Source organism: Sphingobium sp. GW456-12-10-14-TSB1 (genome assembly GCF_059424385.1).
Genome location: NZ_JBWKZI010000001.1, coordinates 2296415 through 2311702, shown reverse-complemented (window position 1 = coordinate 2311702; position 15288 = coordinate 2296415). Strand labels below are relative to the sequence as shown.

The window sequence follows — 15288 nt, the reverse complement described above, 5'->3', positions numbered from 1 at the left end:
CCCATTCATGCTTTCACTCCGGCGCCACGCGCCTTTTCCGCTGCGGGATCCAATGGCCAGCGCGGCCGGGCGGGAACGGTCAGATCGTCGATCAGTCCTGCGGCGAAGCGCTCCGCCCCGGCCCAGGCGATCATCGCTGCATTGTCGGTGCACAGCCACAAGGGCGGCGCGGCGAAGGGCAGGCCATGGTCCGCCGCCAGCTGTTCGAGCGCCGCGCGGATCGCCTGATTGGCTGCGACGCCGCCCGCCACGACCAGCGCGGTCATGCCGTCCGCCTGCGTCAGCGCGCGGCGGGTGCGGTCGATCAGGCAGTCGATCACCGCCTGCTGGAAACTCGCCGCAATGTCCGGTTGCGAATATTGCCCGGACTGGACCGCGCGCATGACCGCGCTTTTCAGGCCCGCGAAGGAGAAATGCGGTTCCGCCGTGCCGAGCAGCGGGCGGGGCAGGGGAACGGCCCTGGGATTGCCCTGCGCCGCCGCCTTTTCCACCTGCGGGCCGCCGGGATAGCCAAGCCCCAGCAGCTTGGCGGTCTTGTCGAACGCCTCGCCCGCCGCATCGTCGATCGTGGTGGCCAGACGCGCATAGTCGTCGGGGCCGCGCACCAGCAAAATCTGGCAATGGCCGCCCGACACCAGCAAGAGCAGGTAGGGGAATTGCAGCGTCCGGTTGGACAGGCGGGGCGAAAGGGCGTGGCCCTCCAGATGATTGACCGCGATCAACGGCTTGCCCGCCGCATGGGCCAGCGCCTTGGCCGTCACCAGACCCACCATCACCCCGCCGATCAGGCCCGGCCCGGCGGTCGCGGCGATCACATCGACCTGATCGAGCGTCATATCCGCATCCGTCAGCGCGGCTTCGATCAGGGGCGCCAAGGCCTCAACATGGGCGCGGGCGGCGATTTCCGGCACGACGCCGCCATAGGGGCGGTGCGCCTCTTCCTGCGTGGCCAGCCGATGCGCCAATATCCTGCCGTCGGCCGTCACCAGTGCCGCTGCGGTTTCATCGCAGCTCGATTCCAGGCCAAGGATGATTGTCATTGCCGCTTCCATCTAATGCCCGTGCCCATTAGAGCAAGCCGCATATGATTTTGTTCGACCGACCGTTGCGCCTCGGCACCAGGGGTTCGCCCCTTGCGCTGGCCCAGGCCCGCATGACCGCCCGCGCTTTGTGCGATACCCATGGCTGGCCCGATAGCGCCGTGGCCATCGTCACCGTCCAGACCAGTGGCGACCGGATACAGGACCGCGCACTGGCGGAAATTGGCGGAAAGGCGTTATGGACCAAGGAATTGGACCGTGCGCTGGCGGAGGGTGACATAGATTTCGCCGTCCACAGCATGAAGGATGTGGAAACGCTGCGCCCCGCCGCGATGCGTATCGCCGCAATGCTGCCGCGCGCCGATGTGCGCGACAAGCTGGTCGGGGCAGACAGTTTCGACGCGCTGCCCGACAATCCGGTGGTCGGCACCAGTTCGCCGCGCCGCGCCGCGCAGGTGGCGCGGTTGCGACCGGACGCCACCATCACGCTGTTCCGGGGCAATGTCGCGACACGGCTCGCCAAGCTGGCGGCGGGCGAAGTTCATGCGACGCTGCTGGCGGCGGCGGGGCTGGACCGGCTGGGGCAGGGGGAGGTCGGCATCACGATTCCCTTCGACACGATGCTGCCCGCCCCATCGCAGGGGGCGGTCGGGATAGAGACGCTGGCCGACAATGAAGCCGTGCTGGCGGCGCTGGCCGCGATCAGTGACGCCGATACGTTCGATTGCGTCATGGCCGAACGGAACGTGCTGATGGGTCTGGGCGGCACTTGCCATTCGCCGATCGCCGCGCTGGCGCTGGTGGATGGCGACCGGCTGCACCTTCGCGCAGAGATCATCAGCCCCAACGGGCAGGAGACGGTACGCGATGAAGCGCGGATCGACCGGCATGACAGCGATGCCGCGCAGGCGATGGGTCGATCGCTGCTGGACCGGGCCAGCCCGGCGCTGCGGTCCCTGTTCGAGGGATGAGGCGGGTTATTGTCCTGCGGCCCGAACCGGGGGCGGGCAGGACGGCGCAGGCCGTGGCGCGGCTGGGATGGGAGGCGGTCGTGCATCCGTTGTTCGCGCCCCAGGCGCTGGAATGGACGCCGCCGCCTGCCGGGGATTTCGACGCGCTTTTGATGACCAGCGCCCATGCGGCGCGGCTGGCGGGTCCGGCACTGGCGGCCTATCACGGACTGCCCGCTTATGCGGTGGGCAGCGCGACGGCGGCGGCCATGCGGGCGCAGGGCTTTGACGGGGTGAGCGCAGGCGATGCCGACGCCAGCACGATCGCCGCGCGGATCGCAACCGAGGGCCATCGCACGGTGCTGCATCTGGCGGGCACGACGGTTGCGCCCATGGCGACAGGATCGCTGCATGTCAGGCGGATCGCGGTGTATAGCATGACCAGTCTGCCGCCCGATCCCGCGCTGTTGGACGATGCGACGCCGGGATCGGTGCTGCTCGTCCATTCCCCGCGTGCGGGCGAGCGGCTGGCGGAGCAGGTCGCGCCGACTGCGCGTGCTGCGCTGCATATCGTGGCCATCAGCCCCAAAGCGCTGGCGGCGTGCGGAAGCGGCTGGGCCAGCGGTCATGCGCCCGACCAGCCGGGGGATGACGACATGCTGGCTCTCTTGCGCGGTTTGTGCGAATGACGGATGTCATGACAGGCAAGAGGGGCAGCATGAGCGACGAGGATGGCCTTGGCAGCATGACCCCGACCCCGCCTTCCGCCCGGCGACGGAGCATGGTGCCGCTGCTGGTTTTGATCCTTCTGGCCTTTGTGGTGGGGGTTGGCGTCACCATCTGGGCCTGGCCGCAAATCCAGAGCCGCATGGACGAACCGCAGCCACAGGCGGCCAGCATGGCCCCGCCACAGGCCAGCACTGTCCCGCGGACCCTGACGCAGCGCTCCTTGTCCATTGACGCCGCGCAGATGCTCGACGCGCGCGTGGTGCAGCTGGAGGAGCGGTTGACACGCATCACCGTGGAGGCGCAGGCGGCGTCGGGCAATGCTGCGCGAGCGGAGGGGCTGCTGGTCGCCTTCGCCGCGCGCCGGGCGCTCGATAGCGGGACGCCATTAGGCTATATCGAAGGGCAGTTGCGGCTCCGCTTCGGCCAGGCCCAGCCGCGCGCGGTCGCGACCATCATCAATGCCGCGCGGGAGCCGGTGACACTGGCCGACTTGCGCGGGGGGCTGATCGACATTGGCGAGCGGGCCACGACGCCGCCTGCCAATGCGAGCTGGTGGAGCGCGCTGGAACATGAAGCGCGCGAACTGGTGACGATCCGCCGGGCGTCGTCTCCTTCGCCCCGTCCGCAGGCCGGGTTCGACCGGGCAATCCACTATCTTGACGGCGGGCGGGTCAATGCCGCGCTGGCAGAGGTCGAGCGGCTGCCAGGCCGTGCGGCCGCTGATCGCTGGATCCAGCTTGCCCGCCGCTATCTGGAGGCGCGCCGCGCTCTTGACCTGATCGAAACGGCAGCCATATTGGAACCGCGCGTGTTGCGCAGTGCGGAGGGCGCGCCGGTCGCGCAGACGTCGCCGCTTGCCCCCTGATCCGATATTGCGATAAACAGTTTATCAGTTGCGACGAAACCGATGGACGCGGACGGCGTTTGTCACGACAGTGTCATCTTTGCCTCCAGGCCAAAGGGATTTTGTCGTCGTGCCTCCTTATGCTGCCGTCACCACTTTCTGGAAGGATCGCCTGGCGTCCGGCCCCCGTGCCGCCCGGCCTTCGATTCAGCATCTGGTCGGCAATATGGCGCTGCCCTTCGATCTGGCGCGGACGCGGGCGCAGGCCGATATATTGGCGCGGACGATACAGGGCGATGGTCGCACGCTGCTGCTGATTCCAGGCCTGCTGGCATCGGATGCGCGAATGGAGCCGATGCGCGCGATCCTCAACAAGGCCGGATTTGATGCCCATCATTGGGGCATGGGGCGCAATTATGGCCCGAAGCCGGACAGCCTGGACGCGATCGACCGGCGGGTGGACGAAATAAGGCGGACGACCGGCGGGCCGGTGACGCTGGTCGGCTGGAGCCTTGGCGGACTATATGCGCGCGAATATGCCAAGCTGGCGACGGCCAAGGTCGGCGGCGTGGTGACGCTGGGCACGCCTTTTTCCGGCGACCCGCGTGCCAATCATGCCTGGCGGCTGTATCAGCTGGTGTCAGGTACGCCGGTCGATCGCCCGCCCTTTCCCTGCATGCGGGAGGTCAAGCCGCCCGTTCCGACCGTGGCGCTCTGGTCGCGGCGCGACGGGGTGGTCCTGCCCGAATGCGCCAAGGGGCGCCGGGGGGAGCGGGATAGCGCGATCGAGGTGGATTGCACCCATATGGGTTTCGCGGCCGCCCCGGAAGGCATCGCCGCCGTGGGCAAGGCGCTGGCCTTGACGCGCGCCTGAGGCGATCCAGGCCCGCGTAGAGCGGATCGGATCGCCTTTAGGTTCGCAGCCGGGCCAGGGCTTCGTCCCGCCCAATCAACGGCAGCAATTGTCCCATGTCCGGCCCGTGATCCAGCCCGGTCAGCGCGCGACGCAGCGGCAGGAACAGCGCCTTCCCCTTGCGACCGCTTTCCTCCTTCAGCGCATGGGTCAGCGTGCGCCAGATGTCGGCGTCGAAGGGGGCATCCGTTAGGATGGCGTGGGCGCGGGTCAGGAAGGCGCGGTCGTCCGGATCAGGCGCGGGCGCGTCCACGGGACCTGTGACGATCCGCCACCAGTCGGCGGCACCCGCAACCGTCTCCAGATTGGGACGGATGGTGTCCCATGCCTGGCCATCCATGCCATCGGGCAGACGGGTGGCAACCGCCTCATATGGCAGCAGATGAACGATCTTCTGGTTGAGAGTGGCGAGTTCGCCTTCATCGAAGCGGGCTGGGGCGCGGCCAAAATGGGCAAAGTCGAAACTGTCGACCAGCGGCTGCATGTCCGCGAACGGCTCGATGGGTTGCGAACTGCCCAGTCGCGCCAGCAGCGAGGCGATGGCGGCAGGCTCCAGCCCGATTTCGCGGAAATGGGCGACGCCGAGCGAACCCAGCCGCTTGGACAGCTTGCCCTCGCTTCCCGTCAGCAACGCTTCATGGGCAAAGGCCGGGAGCGGCGTGCCCAAGGCCGTGAACATCTGGATTTGTGTCGCGGTGTTGGACACATGATCCTCCCCGCGCAGGACGTGGGTGACGCCCATGTCAATGTCGTCGATCACCGAAGGGAGCATATAGAGCCAACTGCCATCGGCGCGGCGAATGACCGGATCGGACAATGTTTTGGGGTCGAAACGCTGCTCGCCGCGGATGAGGTCGGTCCAGACGATGGGCTGGTCATGGTCCAGCTTGAAACGCCAGTGGGGCGCGCGCCCTTCGGCTTCATAGGCGGCGATCTGATCCGGCGTCAGCGTCAGCGCGGCGCGATCATAGACCGGCGGCAGGCCGCGCCCCAGCAGGATTTTGCGCCGAAGCTCCAGTTCCTGTTGCGTCTCATAGGCGGGATAGACATGGCCCGACGCCCTGAGCGCCTCGAACCGCGCTTCATAAAGGGCGAAGCGGTCGGACTGCTTCGCTTCGGCGTCCCAACGGAGCCCCAGCCATTGCAGGTCGGCGCGGATGGCATCGGCATATTCGGTGCGTGAGCGTTCGAGGTCGGTATCGTCGAGCCGCAGGAGAAATTGCCCGCCGCTTTTTTGCGCCCACAGCCAGTTATGCAGCGCGGCGCGGATATTGCCGACATGAAGGTGGCCGGTGGGCGAGGGGGCGAAGCGGGTGATGACGGTCATGTTTATCACTCATTCCCCGTTCGGTTCGAACGGAGGTTGTTAAAGGGTGCGAAATGCGTTGGTGATCGGATAGCGCCGGTCGCGGCCGAAATTGCGGCTGCCCAGTTTGACGCCGGGCGGGGACTGGCGGCGTTTATATTCCGCGACATAAAGCAGCCGTTCGATCCGCGCGACCGTATCGCGATCGAAACCGCGCGCGACCAGTTGTTCCACCGACAATTCCTCCTCCACCAGGCCATAGAGGATCGGGTCCAGCACCTCATAGGGGGGCAGGCTGTCATCGTCGCGCTGGTCGGGGCGCAGTTCGGCGCTTGGCGGCTTGGTGATGACCCTTTCGGGCATGACCGGGCCGGCGGGGCCAAAGCCTTCGCCCAGCGTCGGGACATTGTCGTTGCGCCAGCGGCAGAGGTCGAACACCGTGGTCTTATAGGCGTCCTTCAACACCGAATAGCCGCCCGCCATGTCGCCATAAATGGTGGCGTAGCCGACCGACATCTCGCTCTTGTTGCCGGTGGTCAGCAGCATGTGGCCGAATTTGTTGGACAGCGCCATCAGCGTTACGCCCCGGATACGCGACTGGATATTTTCCTCGGTCAGGTCGCGCTGGCGACCCGCAAACACTTCGCCCAGCATCGTGTCGAACGCGCCGACTGCCGGTTCGATGGGGATAGTGTCGTACCGCACGCCCAGAAGCCGCGCGCATTCGACGGCATCGTCCAGGCTTTCCTGACTGGTGAAGCGCGACGGCATCATCACACACCAGACGCGATCGGCCCCCAGCGCATCGACCGCGACTGCGGCGGAGAGCGCCGAATCGATCCCGCCCGACAGGCCCAGCACCACGCCGGGAAAGCGATTGCGGTTCACATAGTCGCGCAGGCCCAGCACCATCGCATTATAAATGTCGGCAGGCCGCTCATCCAGAACATGGACCTCGCCGGGCAGGCAGACCCACTGGCCGTCCCATTTTTCCCAATGGGTCAGCACCAGCGCTTCTTCCCAGTCAGGCATTTGCTGAGCGATGCCGAAATCGGCGTTCATCACGAAGGACGCGCCGTCGAACACCAGTTCATCCTGCCCGCCGACGCGGTTGAGATAGGCCAGCGGCAGGCCGGTTTCGCGCACCCGCGCGCCCGCCACCATGGTCTGGCGGCGGTCATCCTTGTCCACCTCATAGGGGCTGCCATTGGGGCTGATCAAAATCTCCGCCCCTTCCGCTTTCAGATGCGCGGTGACGAAGGGGAACCATATATCCTCGCAGATCGGTACGCCGATCTTCACCCCGCGAAAGGCGATCGGCGCGGGCAGCGGGCCGGGGGCGAACAGGCGTTTTTCGTCGAACGTGCCATAATTGGGCAGTTCGCGCTTCTGCCGGATCTGGGTGACTGCGCCGCCTTCCAGCAACGCGACGACGTTGAACAGGACGCCCTGGGCGGCAACCACGGTGCCGACCAGCATCGCCGGGCCGCCATCCGCCGTCGCCTGCGCCAGCCGGTCCAGCTCCTGATTCGCGCGCTCGACCAAAGCGGGTTTCAGCACCAGATCTTCGGGCGGATAGCCGATCAGCTGCAATTCGGGATAGACGATCAGGTCCGCGCCCACGGCCCTGTCCCGCCATGCCAGCATCGCGTCGGCATTGGCGGCAAGGTCGCCCACCGATTGGGTCATCTGGGCAAGGGCGATCACGAGTTTGTCGGTCATGGTCGGGCCGTTAGAGCATTTTGCCGCCACGCGCAAAAGCGCCTTTCCAGCAGGAACGGACGCGGCTAAAGGGGCGGCGTTTTCACGCAGCGTCATCAATTCGTCACGCCGCCAAATAGCAGGGGAACTTGGCCATGAAGCTCATGACCGGCAATTCCAACAAGCCGCTCGCGGCCGCCATCGCCGATTATATCGAAATTCCCCTGACCGACGCCAGCGTCCGCCGCTTCGCCGATGAGGAAGTGTTCGTGGAAATCCACGAAAATGTCCGGGGTGAGGATGTGTTCGTGATCCAGTCCACCAGCTATCCGACCAACGATAATCTGATGGAATTGCTGATCATGATCGATGCGCTCAAGCGCGCATCGGCCAAGCGTATCACCGCGGTCGTCCCCTATTTCGGCTATGCCCGGCAGGACCGCAAGCCCGGCCCGCGCACGCCCATCAGCGCCAAGCTGGTCGCCAACCTGATTACCAAGGCAGGTGCCGACCGCGTCCTGTCGGTCGATCTGCACGCGGGACAGATTCAGGGTTTCTTCGACATTCCGACCGATAACCTGTTCGGTGCGCCGGTCATGTCGGCCGACATTCAGGCGCGCTTTGGCGATCGCAACATCATGGTCGTGTCGCCCGACGTCGGCGGCGTGGTGCGCGCGCGGGCGCTGGCCAAGCGGCTCGACAATGCCCCGCTTGCCATCGTCGACAAGCGCCGCGAGCGCGCGGGCGAATCGGAAGTCATGAACATCATCGGTGACGTGTCGGGCCGTTTCTGCGTGCTGATCGACGACATCGTCGATTCGGCGGGGACGCTGTGCAACGCGGCGAGCGCATTGAAAGCCGCAGGGGCAGAGGAAGTCGTCGCCTATGTCAGCCATGGCGTGCTGTCGGGCGGCGCGGTCGCGCGGGTCGAGGCGTCGGACCTGCTGGAACTGGTGATCACCGATTCGATCCAGGGGACGGACGCGGTCAACAATGCCGCCCATATCCGCCACCTGCCGATCGCCCCTTTGCTGGGCGAGGCGATCAAGCGGATTGCGGACGAAAGTTCGGTGTCCAGCCTGTTCGATTGAGGGGTCTAACCTGCTGGCAGCAGTACCAGCGGCAAGGACAGGATCATGATCAGCGCGGCCACGACGCGCTGGCCGCGTGATATGCCAAGCGGCTTGCCCTGCCAGATCATGGGGCAAGCCAGCACTGCGAGCGCGATCAGCAGGTTGGACAGGGTGGCCGCGCCGCCGACCGGCATGTCCTGCCGCAGCGCAAGCCCTGCGAACAGGCCGACAAAACTCAAAAACCAGCCGATCAGCGCCATGCGCCCGCTCCCGCCATCCAGTCCCCAAGACTAGCGCGACGAGGTTGCCGAAGGCTTAAGCGGCCCAGGGATCGTAGCTGCCAAAGCTCCAGACATTGCCTTCCGGGTCGAGCGCGCTGTATCCGCGCCCCGGATAACCGTCATTATCATGCGGCTCATCGACCACCACGGCGCCTTCGTTGCGGGCATGGAGGCAATGGGCATCGACATCGGGCACCACGACATAGACGCACCCCGTCACCCCGCCCAGGTCGCGCGCGGTGGACCATGTGTAGAGCGATTCGGCGGCCATGTCCTGCACACTGCCGAGCATCACCATGCCGTCATTCAGCACCAGTTGGGCATGGTGGATGATGCCGGGGTCGGCATCATCGGCATAGACGGCGTGGCGCACGAAACCGAAGGCTTCGCACAGAAAGTCGATAGCGGCGGGGGCATCGGCATAGCGCAGGCATGGGATAACGGGCGAACCGGGCATTTTTCCCTCCTTCTCCATAGATCCGCAGTCTAGCGCAACGGCCGCGCAGCCGCTAGGCGAAGGGCATGACCACCCGTGATGATCTGGCCCTGGCCAACCACCTTGCCGACGCCGCCGGCGCGGCGATCCGCCCCTTTTTCCGCGCCCGCTATGACATGGAATATAAGGCGGACAAATCGCCGGTGACGCAGGCCGATCGCGCAGCAGAGGCGGCGATTCGAGCGATTTTGGAGAAGGAGCGTCCGGGCGACGGCATCATTGGCGAGGAATATGGATCGGTGCGGGAAGGCGCCGAGCGGGTGTGGATACTCGACCCCATCGACGGCACCCGCAGCTTCATCGCCGGGCGGCCGATCTTTGGCACGCTGATCGCGCTGACACAGGGCGGCTGGCCGACGATCGGCGTCATTGACCAGCCGATCGCCAATGAACGCTGGGCCGGGATGGCCGGGCAGCCGACGACGTTCAATGGCCAGCCGGTTCGCACCCGCGTCTGCCGCGCACTGGAGGGGGCAGGCATTGCGACGACCAGCCCGCACCTCTTCGACGATGGCGATGTGCCTTATTATATGGCGCTGGTCGCGGCGGTTTCCGGTGGATCGCCGCGTCAGGGGCCGGTCTATGGCGGCGATTGCTATAATTACGGTCTGGTTGCGTCCGGCTTCCTCGACATCGTGATCGAATCGGGTCTGCAATCCTATGATTTTGCCGCGCTGGTGCCAGTGGTCGAGGGCGCGGGCGGGTTGATGTGCGACTGGAATGGCGAGCCGCTGACGGCGGACAGCGATGGGCGTGTTCTGGCGCTGGGCGATCCGGCCCGGCTGGAAGATGTGCTGGAAGCGATGGCTGGGGCGACAGACCATCATCATCATTGAAATTCCGCGAATCGCTTGCCTTTCCGTGCATACCCGCCTATGCGCGCCCTTCGCGATTCAGTGGGACCGCCCGGCTAACTAGGGCTGCCGGGGCTGTCTGCAATCGTCGCGCTACGCAAAGGAGACGAAAATGCCCAAGCTCAAGACCAAGAGCGGTGTGAAGAAGCGCTTCAAGTTCACCGCTTCCGGCAAGGTCAAGCACGGCGTCGCTGGCAAGCGTCACCGCCTGATCAGCCACAACGCCAAATATATTCGCCAGAACCGTGGTACTTCCGTGCTGTCCGATGCCGACGTGGCTCACGTCCGCCTCTGGGCACCCTACGGCCTGAAGTAAGGAGTAAGGGACAATGGCACGCGTCAAACGGGGTGTAACCACCCGCGCCAAGCACAAGCGGATTCTGGAACAGGCGAAGGGCTATTATGGCCGTCGCAAGAATACCATCCGCGTCGCCCGTCAGGCGGTCGAAAAGGCCGGCCAGTACGCCTACCGCGATCGCAAGGTCAAGAAGCGCAGCTTCCGTGGCCTGTGGATCCAGCGCATCAACGCGGGTGTCCGCGCTGAAGGCCTGACCTATTCGCAATTCATGCACGGCCTGAAGCTGGCCGGCGTGCAGCTGGACCGCAAGGTTCTGGCCGACATTGCGATGCACGAAGGCGAGGCGTTTAGCGCCATCATCGCCCAGGCCAAGGCTGCGCTGCCCGCAGCATAAGGCCGGTCGGTCGCAAGATCGTCAAAAGGGCGCCGGGGCAGATGCTTCCGGCGCCCTTTTTGTTTGTTGCGATCCTACTAACCCGTTCGCCCTGAGCGAAGTCGAAGGGCACCACCGAACGGAGTGAGGCGCCTTCGCTACGCTCAGGCGGGGGCTTCGACAGGCTCAGCCCGAACGGATTTGGGGTTGGCCGGACATCAAAAGGACCAACCCGATGTCGCTGCATCTCTGGTGGCTATATGTGACTGCCGTGTTCCTGATCTCCGCCACGCCGGGGCCGAACATGCTGCATGTGATGACGCAGAGCATTGCCCATGGCCCGCGCCGTGCGCTGGCGACCATGGCGGGTCTGATGAGTGCGGTGCTGCTGTGCCTGATCGCGTCGGCGCTGGGACTTGGGGCGTTGCTCAAGGCTTCGCCGCGCCTGTTCGACGTGCTGCGCTATGCCGGGGTCGCCTATCTGGTCTGGCTGGGGATCAAGGCATGGCGCGCGCCAGTCGGCCTTGCCGCCACCGCCGCGCCTGCACGGTCCCATCATGCGCTTTATGCGACCGGGCTTTTGACCGGATTGTCCAATCCCAAGCTGATCATCTTTGCGGCGGCCCTGTTCCCGCAGTTCATCGACACAGACCGTCCGTTCGGGGTGCAGCTGGCGATCCTGGTGGTCAGTTTCGTGGTGATCGAAAGCTTTTGGTACAGCATTTACGCGCTCGGCGGGGTCAAGCTGGCCCGCTGGCTGGAGCCGGTGAACCGCCAGCGCCTGTTCAACCGGGCGAGCGGCGTGATGTTCGTTGGCTTTGGCGGCGCATTGCTGGGCGCGCGGGCGTAAGCCTTCCATTGCGCGGCGCGTCTCGCTAAGGCGCGGCAATATTTCCGCTTCTCAGGAATGACATCAGATGACAGACATTAGCGCATTGAAAGCCGGGCTGATCGCCGACATTGATGCCGCAGACACGCTGGACGCGGTGGAAGCGCTCCGCGTCGGCGCGCTGGGCAAGAACGGCGTCGTGACCGGGCTGCTCAAGACGCTGGGCGCCATGTCGCCGGACGAGCGGCTGGAAAAGGGGCCGCCGATCCAGGATCTGCGCGAATCCGTGACCGCCGCGATTGTCGCGAAGAAGGCGGCGCTGGAGCAGGCGGCGCTGGATGCGCGTCTGGCGTCGGAAAAGATCGACATGACGCTGCCCGCCGATGTGGGGCCGCAAGGGTCGGTGCATCCGGTTTCGCAGGTGATGGACGAACTGGCGGAAATCTTCGCGGATCTGGGCTTTTCGGTCGCGACCGGGCCGGAGATCGAGGACGACTGGCATAATTTCACCGCGCTCAACATTCCTGAGACGCATCCTGCGCGTGCGATGCACGACACTTTCTACTTCCCCGACGAGGAAGGTCAGAAGCGGATGCTGCTGCGCACCCATACATCGCCGGTGCAGATTCGCACGATGATGACGCAGGCGCCGCCGATCCGCATCATCGCGCCCGGCCGCGTCTATCGCAGCGACAGCGATGCCACCCACACGCCGATGTTCCACCAGATCGAGGGGCTGGTGATCGACAAGGGGATCACGCTCGGCCATCTCAAATGGACGCTGGAGACCTTCCTGAAGGCCTTTTTCGAGCGCGAGGATATCGTGCTGCGGCTGCGCCCCAGCTATTTCCCCTTCACCGAACCCTCTGTCGAGGTCGATGTCGGCTATACGCTGGTGAACGGCCAGCGTGTGATCGGCGGCGACGGCGATGCAGCGGATGGCGGCTGGCTGGAGGTGCTGGGCAGCGGCATGGTGAACCGTCGCGTGATCGAGGCATGCGGACTGGACCCTGACGAATGGCAGGGCTTTGCCTTTGGCACCGGGGTCGATCGCCTCGCCATGCTCAAATATGGGATGAACGATTTGCGTGCCTTCTTCGACGGCGACCTGCGCTGGCTCAAACATTATGGTTTTTCAGCGCTGGACGTACCCACGCTGAGCGGAGGAGTGGGCGCATGAAGTTCACACTGAGCTGGCTCAAGACGCATCTCAAGACCGATGCCGACCTGGCCACCATCCTCAAGACGCTCAACGCCATCGGGCTGGAGGTCGACGGTGTCGAAAATCCGGCAGAAAAGCTGGGTGGCTTCAAGATCGCGAAGGTCTTGACCGCCGATCGTCACCCGCAGGCCGATAAACTGCAGGTTCTGACCGTCGATCATGGCGATGGCGCACCGCTTCAGGTCGTGTGCGGCGCGCCCAATGCGCGCGCGGGCCTTGTCGGCGTGTTCGGGATCGAGGGTGCCGTCGTTCCCGCCAATGGCATGGTGCTGAAAAAGACCGCGATCCGGGGCGTCGAATCCAACGGGATGATGTGTTCGACCCGCGAACTGGAGCTGGGTGACGATCATGACGGCATCATCGAACTGGATGCAGCCGCGCCGGTCGGGCAGGTCTATGCCGACTGGGCGGGCCTAAATGATCCGGTCATCGACGTGTCGATCACGCCCAACCGGCAGGATTGCATGGGCGTGCGCGGCATCGCGCGCGATCTGGCGGCGGCTGGGCTGGGTACGCTGAACGCCATCATCGTGCCGGATATTGCGGGTGTGGGGCCGGGTCCGGACGTGCAGACCGAGGATATGGAAGGCTGTCCGGCCTTTTTCGCGCGCACCGTGCGCGGCGTCACCAATGGCCAGTCGCCCGAATGGATGGCCAAGCGCCTGAAGGCGATCGGGCAGAAGCCGATCAGCACCCTGGTCGACATCACCAACTATATCATGATCGACCTGGGCCGACCGCTGCACGTCTATGACATGGCAAGCCTGAAAGGCGGCCTGGTCGCGCGCAAGGGCAAGGCGGGCGAACAGGTGCTGGCGCTCAACGGCAAGACCTACACCGTCGATGAGACGATGACCGTCATCGCAGACGATGAAGCTGTCCATGACATTGGCGGCATCATGGGCGGCGAACATTCGGGCGCTCAGGACGGCACGACCGACGTGCTGATCGAATGCGCCTATTTCACGCCCGAACGGATCGCGATGACGGGCCAGAAGCTCAGCCTGACCTCGGACGCGCGCGGGCGGTTCGAGCGCGGCGTTGACCCGGCCTTTCTGGACGATGGCCTGTCGATCGCGACCAGCCTTGTGACGCATCTGTGCGGTGGTACGCCCAGCGAAGCGACCCATGCGGGGGCGCCGCCGGTAACACCCAAGCTTGTGGATTACCGGCCCGACCAGTGCCTGACGCTGGCGGGCGTCTATGTGGCGGCGGACGAACAGAAACGCATCCTCGAAAGCCTGGGCTTTGTCGTAAGCGGGCAGGACAATCGCACCGATTATGAGGATGGCGTGCCGGTGACCGTGCCGGGCATCTGGTCGATCACGGTGCCGAGCTGGCGCCGCGACATCGATGGCTGGCCCGACATTGTCGAGGAAGTGGTGCGGATCGTCGGGCTGGAGCATGTGCCATCCACCCCGTTGCCGCGCATGCCGGGCGTCGCCCGCCCGACCGCGACGGCGGAGCAGCTGGTCGAGCGCCGCGTACGCCGCACGGCGGCGGCGCGCGGCCTTGCCGAGGCGATCAACTGGTCCTTCCTGTCGGAAAAGGAAGCCGCTTCCGTGGGCGGGGGGCAGTGGACCCTGGCCAATCCGATCTCGGAAGATTTGAAGGTCATGCGCCCTTCGCTGCTGCCGGGCCTGCTGTCGGCCAGTCGCCGCAACATGGATCGCGGCGCTGCGTCGGTGCGGCTGTTCGAGCTGGGACGGCGCTATTTCAAACAGGGTGAGCGGGCGACCGTTGGCTTCGTGCTGGCGGGCGAGAAGCAACCGCGCAGCTGGCAGGATGGCAAGGCCCAGCCCTTCACCGCCTATGACGCCAAGGCGGACGTCATGGCGCTGCTGGCTGCGGCGGGTGCGCCGGTCGCCAACCTCCAGAACTTCGGCGAGGCATCTGCCGCCTATCATCCCGGTCAGTCAGGCACGCTGCGGCTTGGCCCCAAGGTGGTGCTGGCCGAATATGGCGTGTTGCATCCCGGCCTTGCCAAGCAATTCGGGTTGAGCGGCACGGTGGTGGCGGGTGAAATCTTCCTCGATGCGATACCGGGCAAGCGCAAGTCGGGCTTCATGCGCGCGCCCTATGCGCCACCCGCCTTGCAGGCGGTGAAGCGCGACTTCGCCTTTGTCGTGGCTGACTCGGTCGAGGCCGATGCGCTGGTTCGCGCCGTCAAGGGCGCGGACAAGAAGGCGATTGTGGACGCGCGCCTGTTCGACGTCTTCACCGGGCCGGGCGTGGACGAAGGCAGCAAGTCGCTCGCCATTGAAGTGACGCTCCAGCCGGGCGAGAAGAGCTTTACCCAGGAGGAGCTGGACACGATCAGCGCGGCCATCGTCAAGGCGGCGCAGAAGCTGGGCGGGGTGCTGCGCGGATAGGATGGAT

Annotated in this window: 16 protein-coding genes; 11 read left to right on the top strand and 5 right to left on the bottom strand. The window is 65.4% G+C overall.

The genetic code is table 11. The features are described from left to right. Positions 1-5 precede the first annotated feature (5 nt). A complete protein-coding gene (tsaD, locus tag AC07X9_RS11300) occupies positions 6-1040 on the bottom strand; it encodes a tRNA (adenosine(37)-N6)-threonylcarbamoyltransferase complex transferase subunit TsaD (protein WP_086485967.1) in 1035 nt (344 codons plus the stop codon). 44 nt (positions 1041-1084) lie between these two features. Between tsaD and hemC the strand changes: the two genes are divergently transcribed. The 4 genes from hemC to AC07X9_RS11280 all read left to right on the top strand — a co-directional run bounded on the left by hemC (position 1085) and on the right by AC07X9_RS11280 (position 4437). Further along, positions 1085-2011 carry a hydroxymethylbilane synthase gene (gene hemC / locus AC07X9_RS11295; RefSeq protein ID WP_017184246.1) on the top strand — a complete coding sequence of 309 codons (927 nt, stop codon included), beginning with the start codon at positions 1085-1087 and terminating at the stop codon, positions 2009-2011. Continuing rightward, complete coding sequence (locus tag AC07X9_RS11290; protein WP_017184247.1) at positions 2008-2679, top strand: uroporphyrinogen-III synthase; 672 nt, start codon at positions 2008-2010, stop codon at positions 2677-2679. Before hemC ends, AC07X9_RS11290 begins: the two co-directional genes overlap by 4 nt. Beyond that, on the top strand, positions 2676-3584 hold the full coding sequence (locus AC07X9_RS11285; protein ID WP_017184248.1) for a hypothetical protein: 909 nt from the start codon (positions 2676-2678) through the stop codon (positions 3582-3584). Before AC07X9_RS11290 ends, AC07X9_RS11285 begins: the two co-directional genes overlap by 4 nt. Before the next feature lie 109 nt (positions 3585-3693). Beyond that, positions 3694-4437: an esterase/lipase family protein gene (locus tag AC07X9_RS11280; RefSeq protein ID WP_017184249.1), complete on the top strand. Its 744-nt coding sequence runs from the start codon at positions 3694-3696 to the stop codon at positions 4435-4437. A 37-nt stretch (positions 4438-4474) separates the two neighbouring features. On the opposite strand, the gene gltX is transcribed toward AC07X9_RS11280, so the two are convergent. Both gltX and AC07X9_RS11270 read right to left on the bottom strand, forming a co-directional pair. Further along, positions 4475-5803 carry a glutamate--tRNA ligase gene (gene gltX, locus AC07X9_RS11275; protein ID WP_017184250.1) on the bottom strand — a complete coding sequence of 443 codons (1329 nt, stop codon included), beginning with the start codon at positions 5801-5803 and terminating at the stop codon, positions 4475-4477. A gap of 39 nt (positions 5804-5842) precedes the next feature. Then, positions 5843-7504, bottom strand: coding sequence for an NAD+ synthase (locus AC07X9_RS11270; RefSeq protein WP_017184251.1), 1662 nt, complete (start codon positions 7502-7504; stop codon positions 5843-5845). A 134-nt stretch (positions 7505-7638) separates the two neighbouring features. Here AC07X9_RS11270 and AC07X9_RS11265 point away from each other — a divergent pair, with 134 nt between their 5' ends. After that, positions 7639-8574 (top strand): ribose-phosphate pyrophosphokinase, encoded by a 936-nt coding sequence (locus AC07X9_RS11265; RefSeq protein WP_006952279.1) that lies wholly within the window; start codon positions 7639-7641, stop codon positions 8572-8574. Between the two features lie 5 nt (positions 8575-8579). Here the strand turns inward: AC07X9_RS11265 and AC07X9_RS11260 are convergent, their stop codons facing one another. Together AC07X9_RS11260 and AC07X9_RS11255 are read right to left on the bottom strand one after the other, a co-directional pair. Beyond that, positions 8580-8816 carry a hypothetical protein gene (locus tag AC07X9_RS11260; protein WP_017184252.1) on the bottom strand — a complete coding sequence of 79 codons (237 nt, stop codon included), beginning with the start codon at positions 8814-8816 and terminating at the stop codon, positions 8580-8582. Between the two features lie 55 nt (positions 8817-8871). Further along, positions 8872-9294, bottom strand: coding sequence for a VOC family protein (locus tag AC07X9_RS11255; protein ID WP_017184253.1), 423 nt, complete (start codon positions 9292-9294; stop codon positions 8872-8874). Between the two features lie 65 nt (positions 9295-9359). On the opposite strand from AC07X9_RS11255, the gene AC07X9_RS11250 reads away from it, so the two are divergent. The 6 genes from AC07X9_RS11250 (at position 9360) to pheT (ending at position 15281) form a co-directional block, all read left to right on the top strand. Continuing rightward, complete coding sequence (locus AC07X9_RS11250; protein WP_017184254.1) at positions 9360-10169, top strand: inositol monophosphatase family protein; 810 nt, start codon at positions 9360-9362, stop codon at positions 10167-10169. 130 nt (positions 10170-10299) lie between these two features. After that, complete coding sequence (gene rpmI, locus AC07X9_RS11245) at positions 10300-10503, top strand: 50S ribosomal protein L35 (protein ID WP_004208916.1); 204 nt, start codon at positions 10300-10302, stop codon at positions 10501-10503. Positions 10504-10516: 13 nt separating this feature from the next. Continuing rightward, complete coding sequence (gene rplT / locus AC07X9_RS11240; RefSeq protein ID WP_017184255.1) at positions 10517-10879, top strand: 50S ribosomal protein L20; 363 nt, start codon at positions 10517-10519, stop codon at positions 10877-10879. A 214-nt stretch (positions 10880-11093) separates the two neighbouring features. Beyond that, positions 11094-11708, top strand: a complete 615-nt coding sequence (locus AC07X9_RS11235; protein ID WP_017184256.1) for a LysE family translocator — start codon at positions 11094-11096, stop codon at positions 11706-11708. A 67-nt stretch (positions 11709-11775) separates the two neighbouring features. Beyond that, complete coding sequence (gene pheS, locus AC07X9_RS11230) at positions 11776-12867, top strand: phenylalanine--tRNA ligase subunit alpha (RefSeq protein ID WP_017184257.1); 1092 nt, start codon at positions 11776-11778, stop codon at positions 12865-12867. Continuing rightward, on the top strand, positions 12864-15281 hold the full coding sequence (gene pheT, locus AC07X9_RS11225; RefSeq protein ID WP_017184258.1) for a phenylalanine--tRNA ligase subunit beta: 2418 nt from the start codon (positions 12864-12866) through the stop codon (positions 15279-15281). Before pheS ends, pheT begins: the two co-directional genes overlap by 4 nt. Positions 15282-15288: the final 7 nt, after the last annotated feature.

What these genes read in the sequence shown, in the direction of transcription:
- gltX (WP_017184250.1), bottom strand. Translation starts at nt 5,803, where the DNA reads ATGACCGTCATCACCCGCTTCGCCCCCTCGCCCACCGGCCACCTTCAT.
- AC07X9_RS11285 (WP_017184248.1), top strand. Translation starts at nt 2,676, where the DNA reads ATGACGGATGTCATGACAGGCAAGAGGGGCAGCATGAGCGACGAGGAT.
- AC07X9_RS11260 (WP_017184252.1), bottom strand. Translation starts at nt 8,816, where the DNA reads ATGGCGCTGATCGGCTGGTTTTTGAGTTTTGTCGGCCTGTTCGCAGGG.
- AC07X9_RS11255 (WP_017184253.1), bottom strand. Translation starts at nt 9,294, where the DNA reads ATGCCCGGTTCGCCCGTTATCCCATGCCTGCGCTATGCCGATGCCCCC.
- rplT (WP_017184255.1), top strand. Translation starts at nt 10,517, where the DNA reads ATGGCACGCGTCAAACGGGGTGTAACCACCCGCGCCAAGCACAAGCGG.
- pheT (WP_017184258.1), top strand. Translation starts at nt 12,864, where the DNA reads ATGAAGTTCACACTGAGCTGGCTCAAGACGCATCTCAAGACCGATGCC.
- tsaD (WP_086485967.1), bottom strand. Translation starts at nt 1,040, where the DNA reads ATGACAATCATCCTTGGCCTGGAATCGAGCTGCGATGAAACCGCAGCG.
- pheS (WP_017184257.1), top strand. Translation starts at nt 11,776, where the DNA reads ATGACAGACATTAGCGCATTGAAAGCCGGGCTGATCGCCGACATTGAT.
- AC07X9_RS11290 (WP_017184247.1), top strand. Translation starts at nt 2,008, where the DNA reads ATGAGGCGGGTTATTGTCCTGCGGCCCGAACCGGGGGCGGGCAGGACG.
- AC07X9_RS11235 (WP_017184256.1), top strand. Translation starts at nt 11,094, where the DNA reads ATGTCGCTGCATCTCTGGTGGCTATATGTGACTGCCGTGTTCCTGATC.
- AC07X9_RS11270 (WP_017184251.1), bottom strand. Translation starts at nt 7,504, where the DNA reads ATGACCGACAAACTCGTGATCGCCCTTGCCCAGATGACCCAATCGGTG.
- AC07X9_RS11250 (WP_017184254.1), top strand. Translation starts at nt 9,360, where the DNA reads ATGACCACCCGTGATGATCTGGCCCTGGCCAACCACCTTGCCGACGCC.
- hemC (WP_017184246.1), top strand. Translation starts at nt 1,085, where the DNA reads ATGATTTTGTTCGACCGACCGTTGCGCCTCGGCACCAGGGGTTCGCCC.
- rpmI (WP_004208916.1), top strand. Translation starts at nt 10,300, where the DNA reads ATGCCCAAGCTCAAGACCAAGAGCGGTGTGAAGAAGCGCTTCAAGTTC.
- AC07X9_RS11265 (WP_006952279.1), top strand. Translation starts at nt 7,639, where the DNA reads ATGAAGCTCATGACCGGCAATTCCAACAAGCCGCTCGCGGCCGCCATC.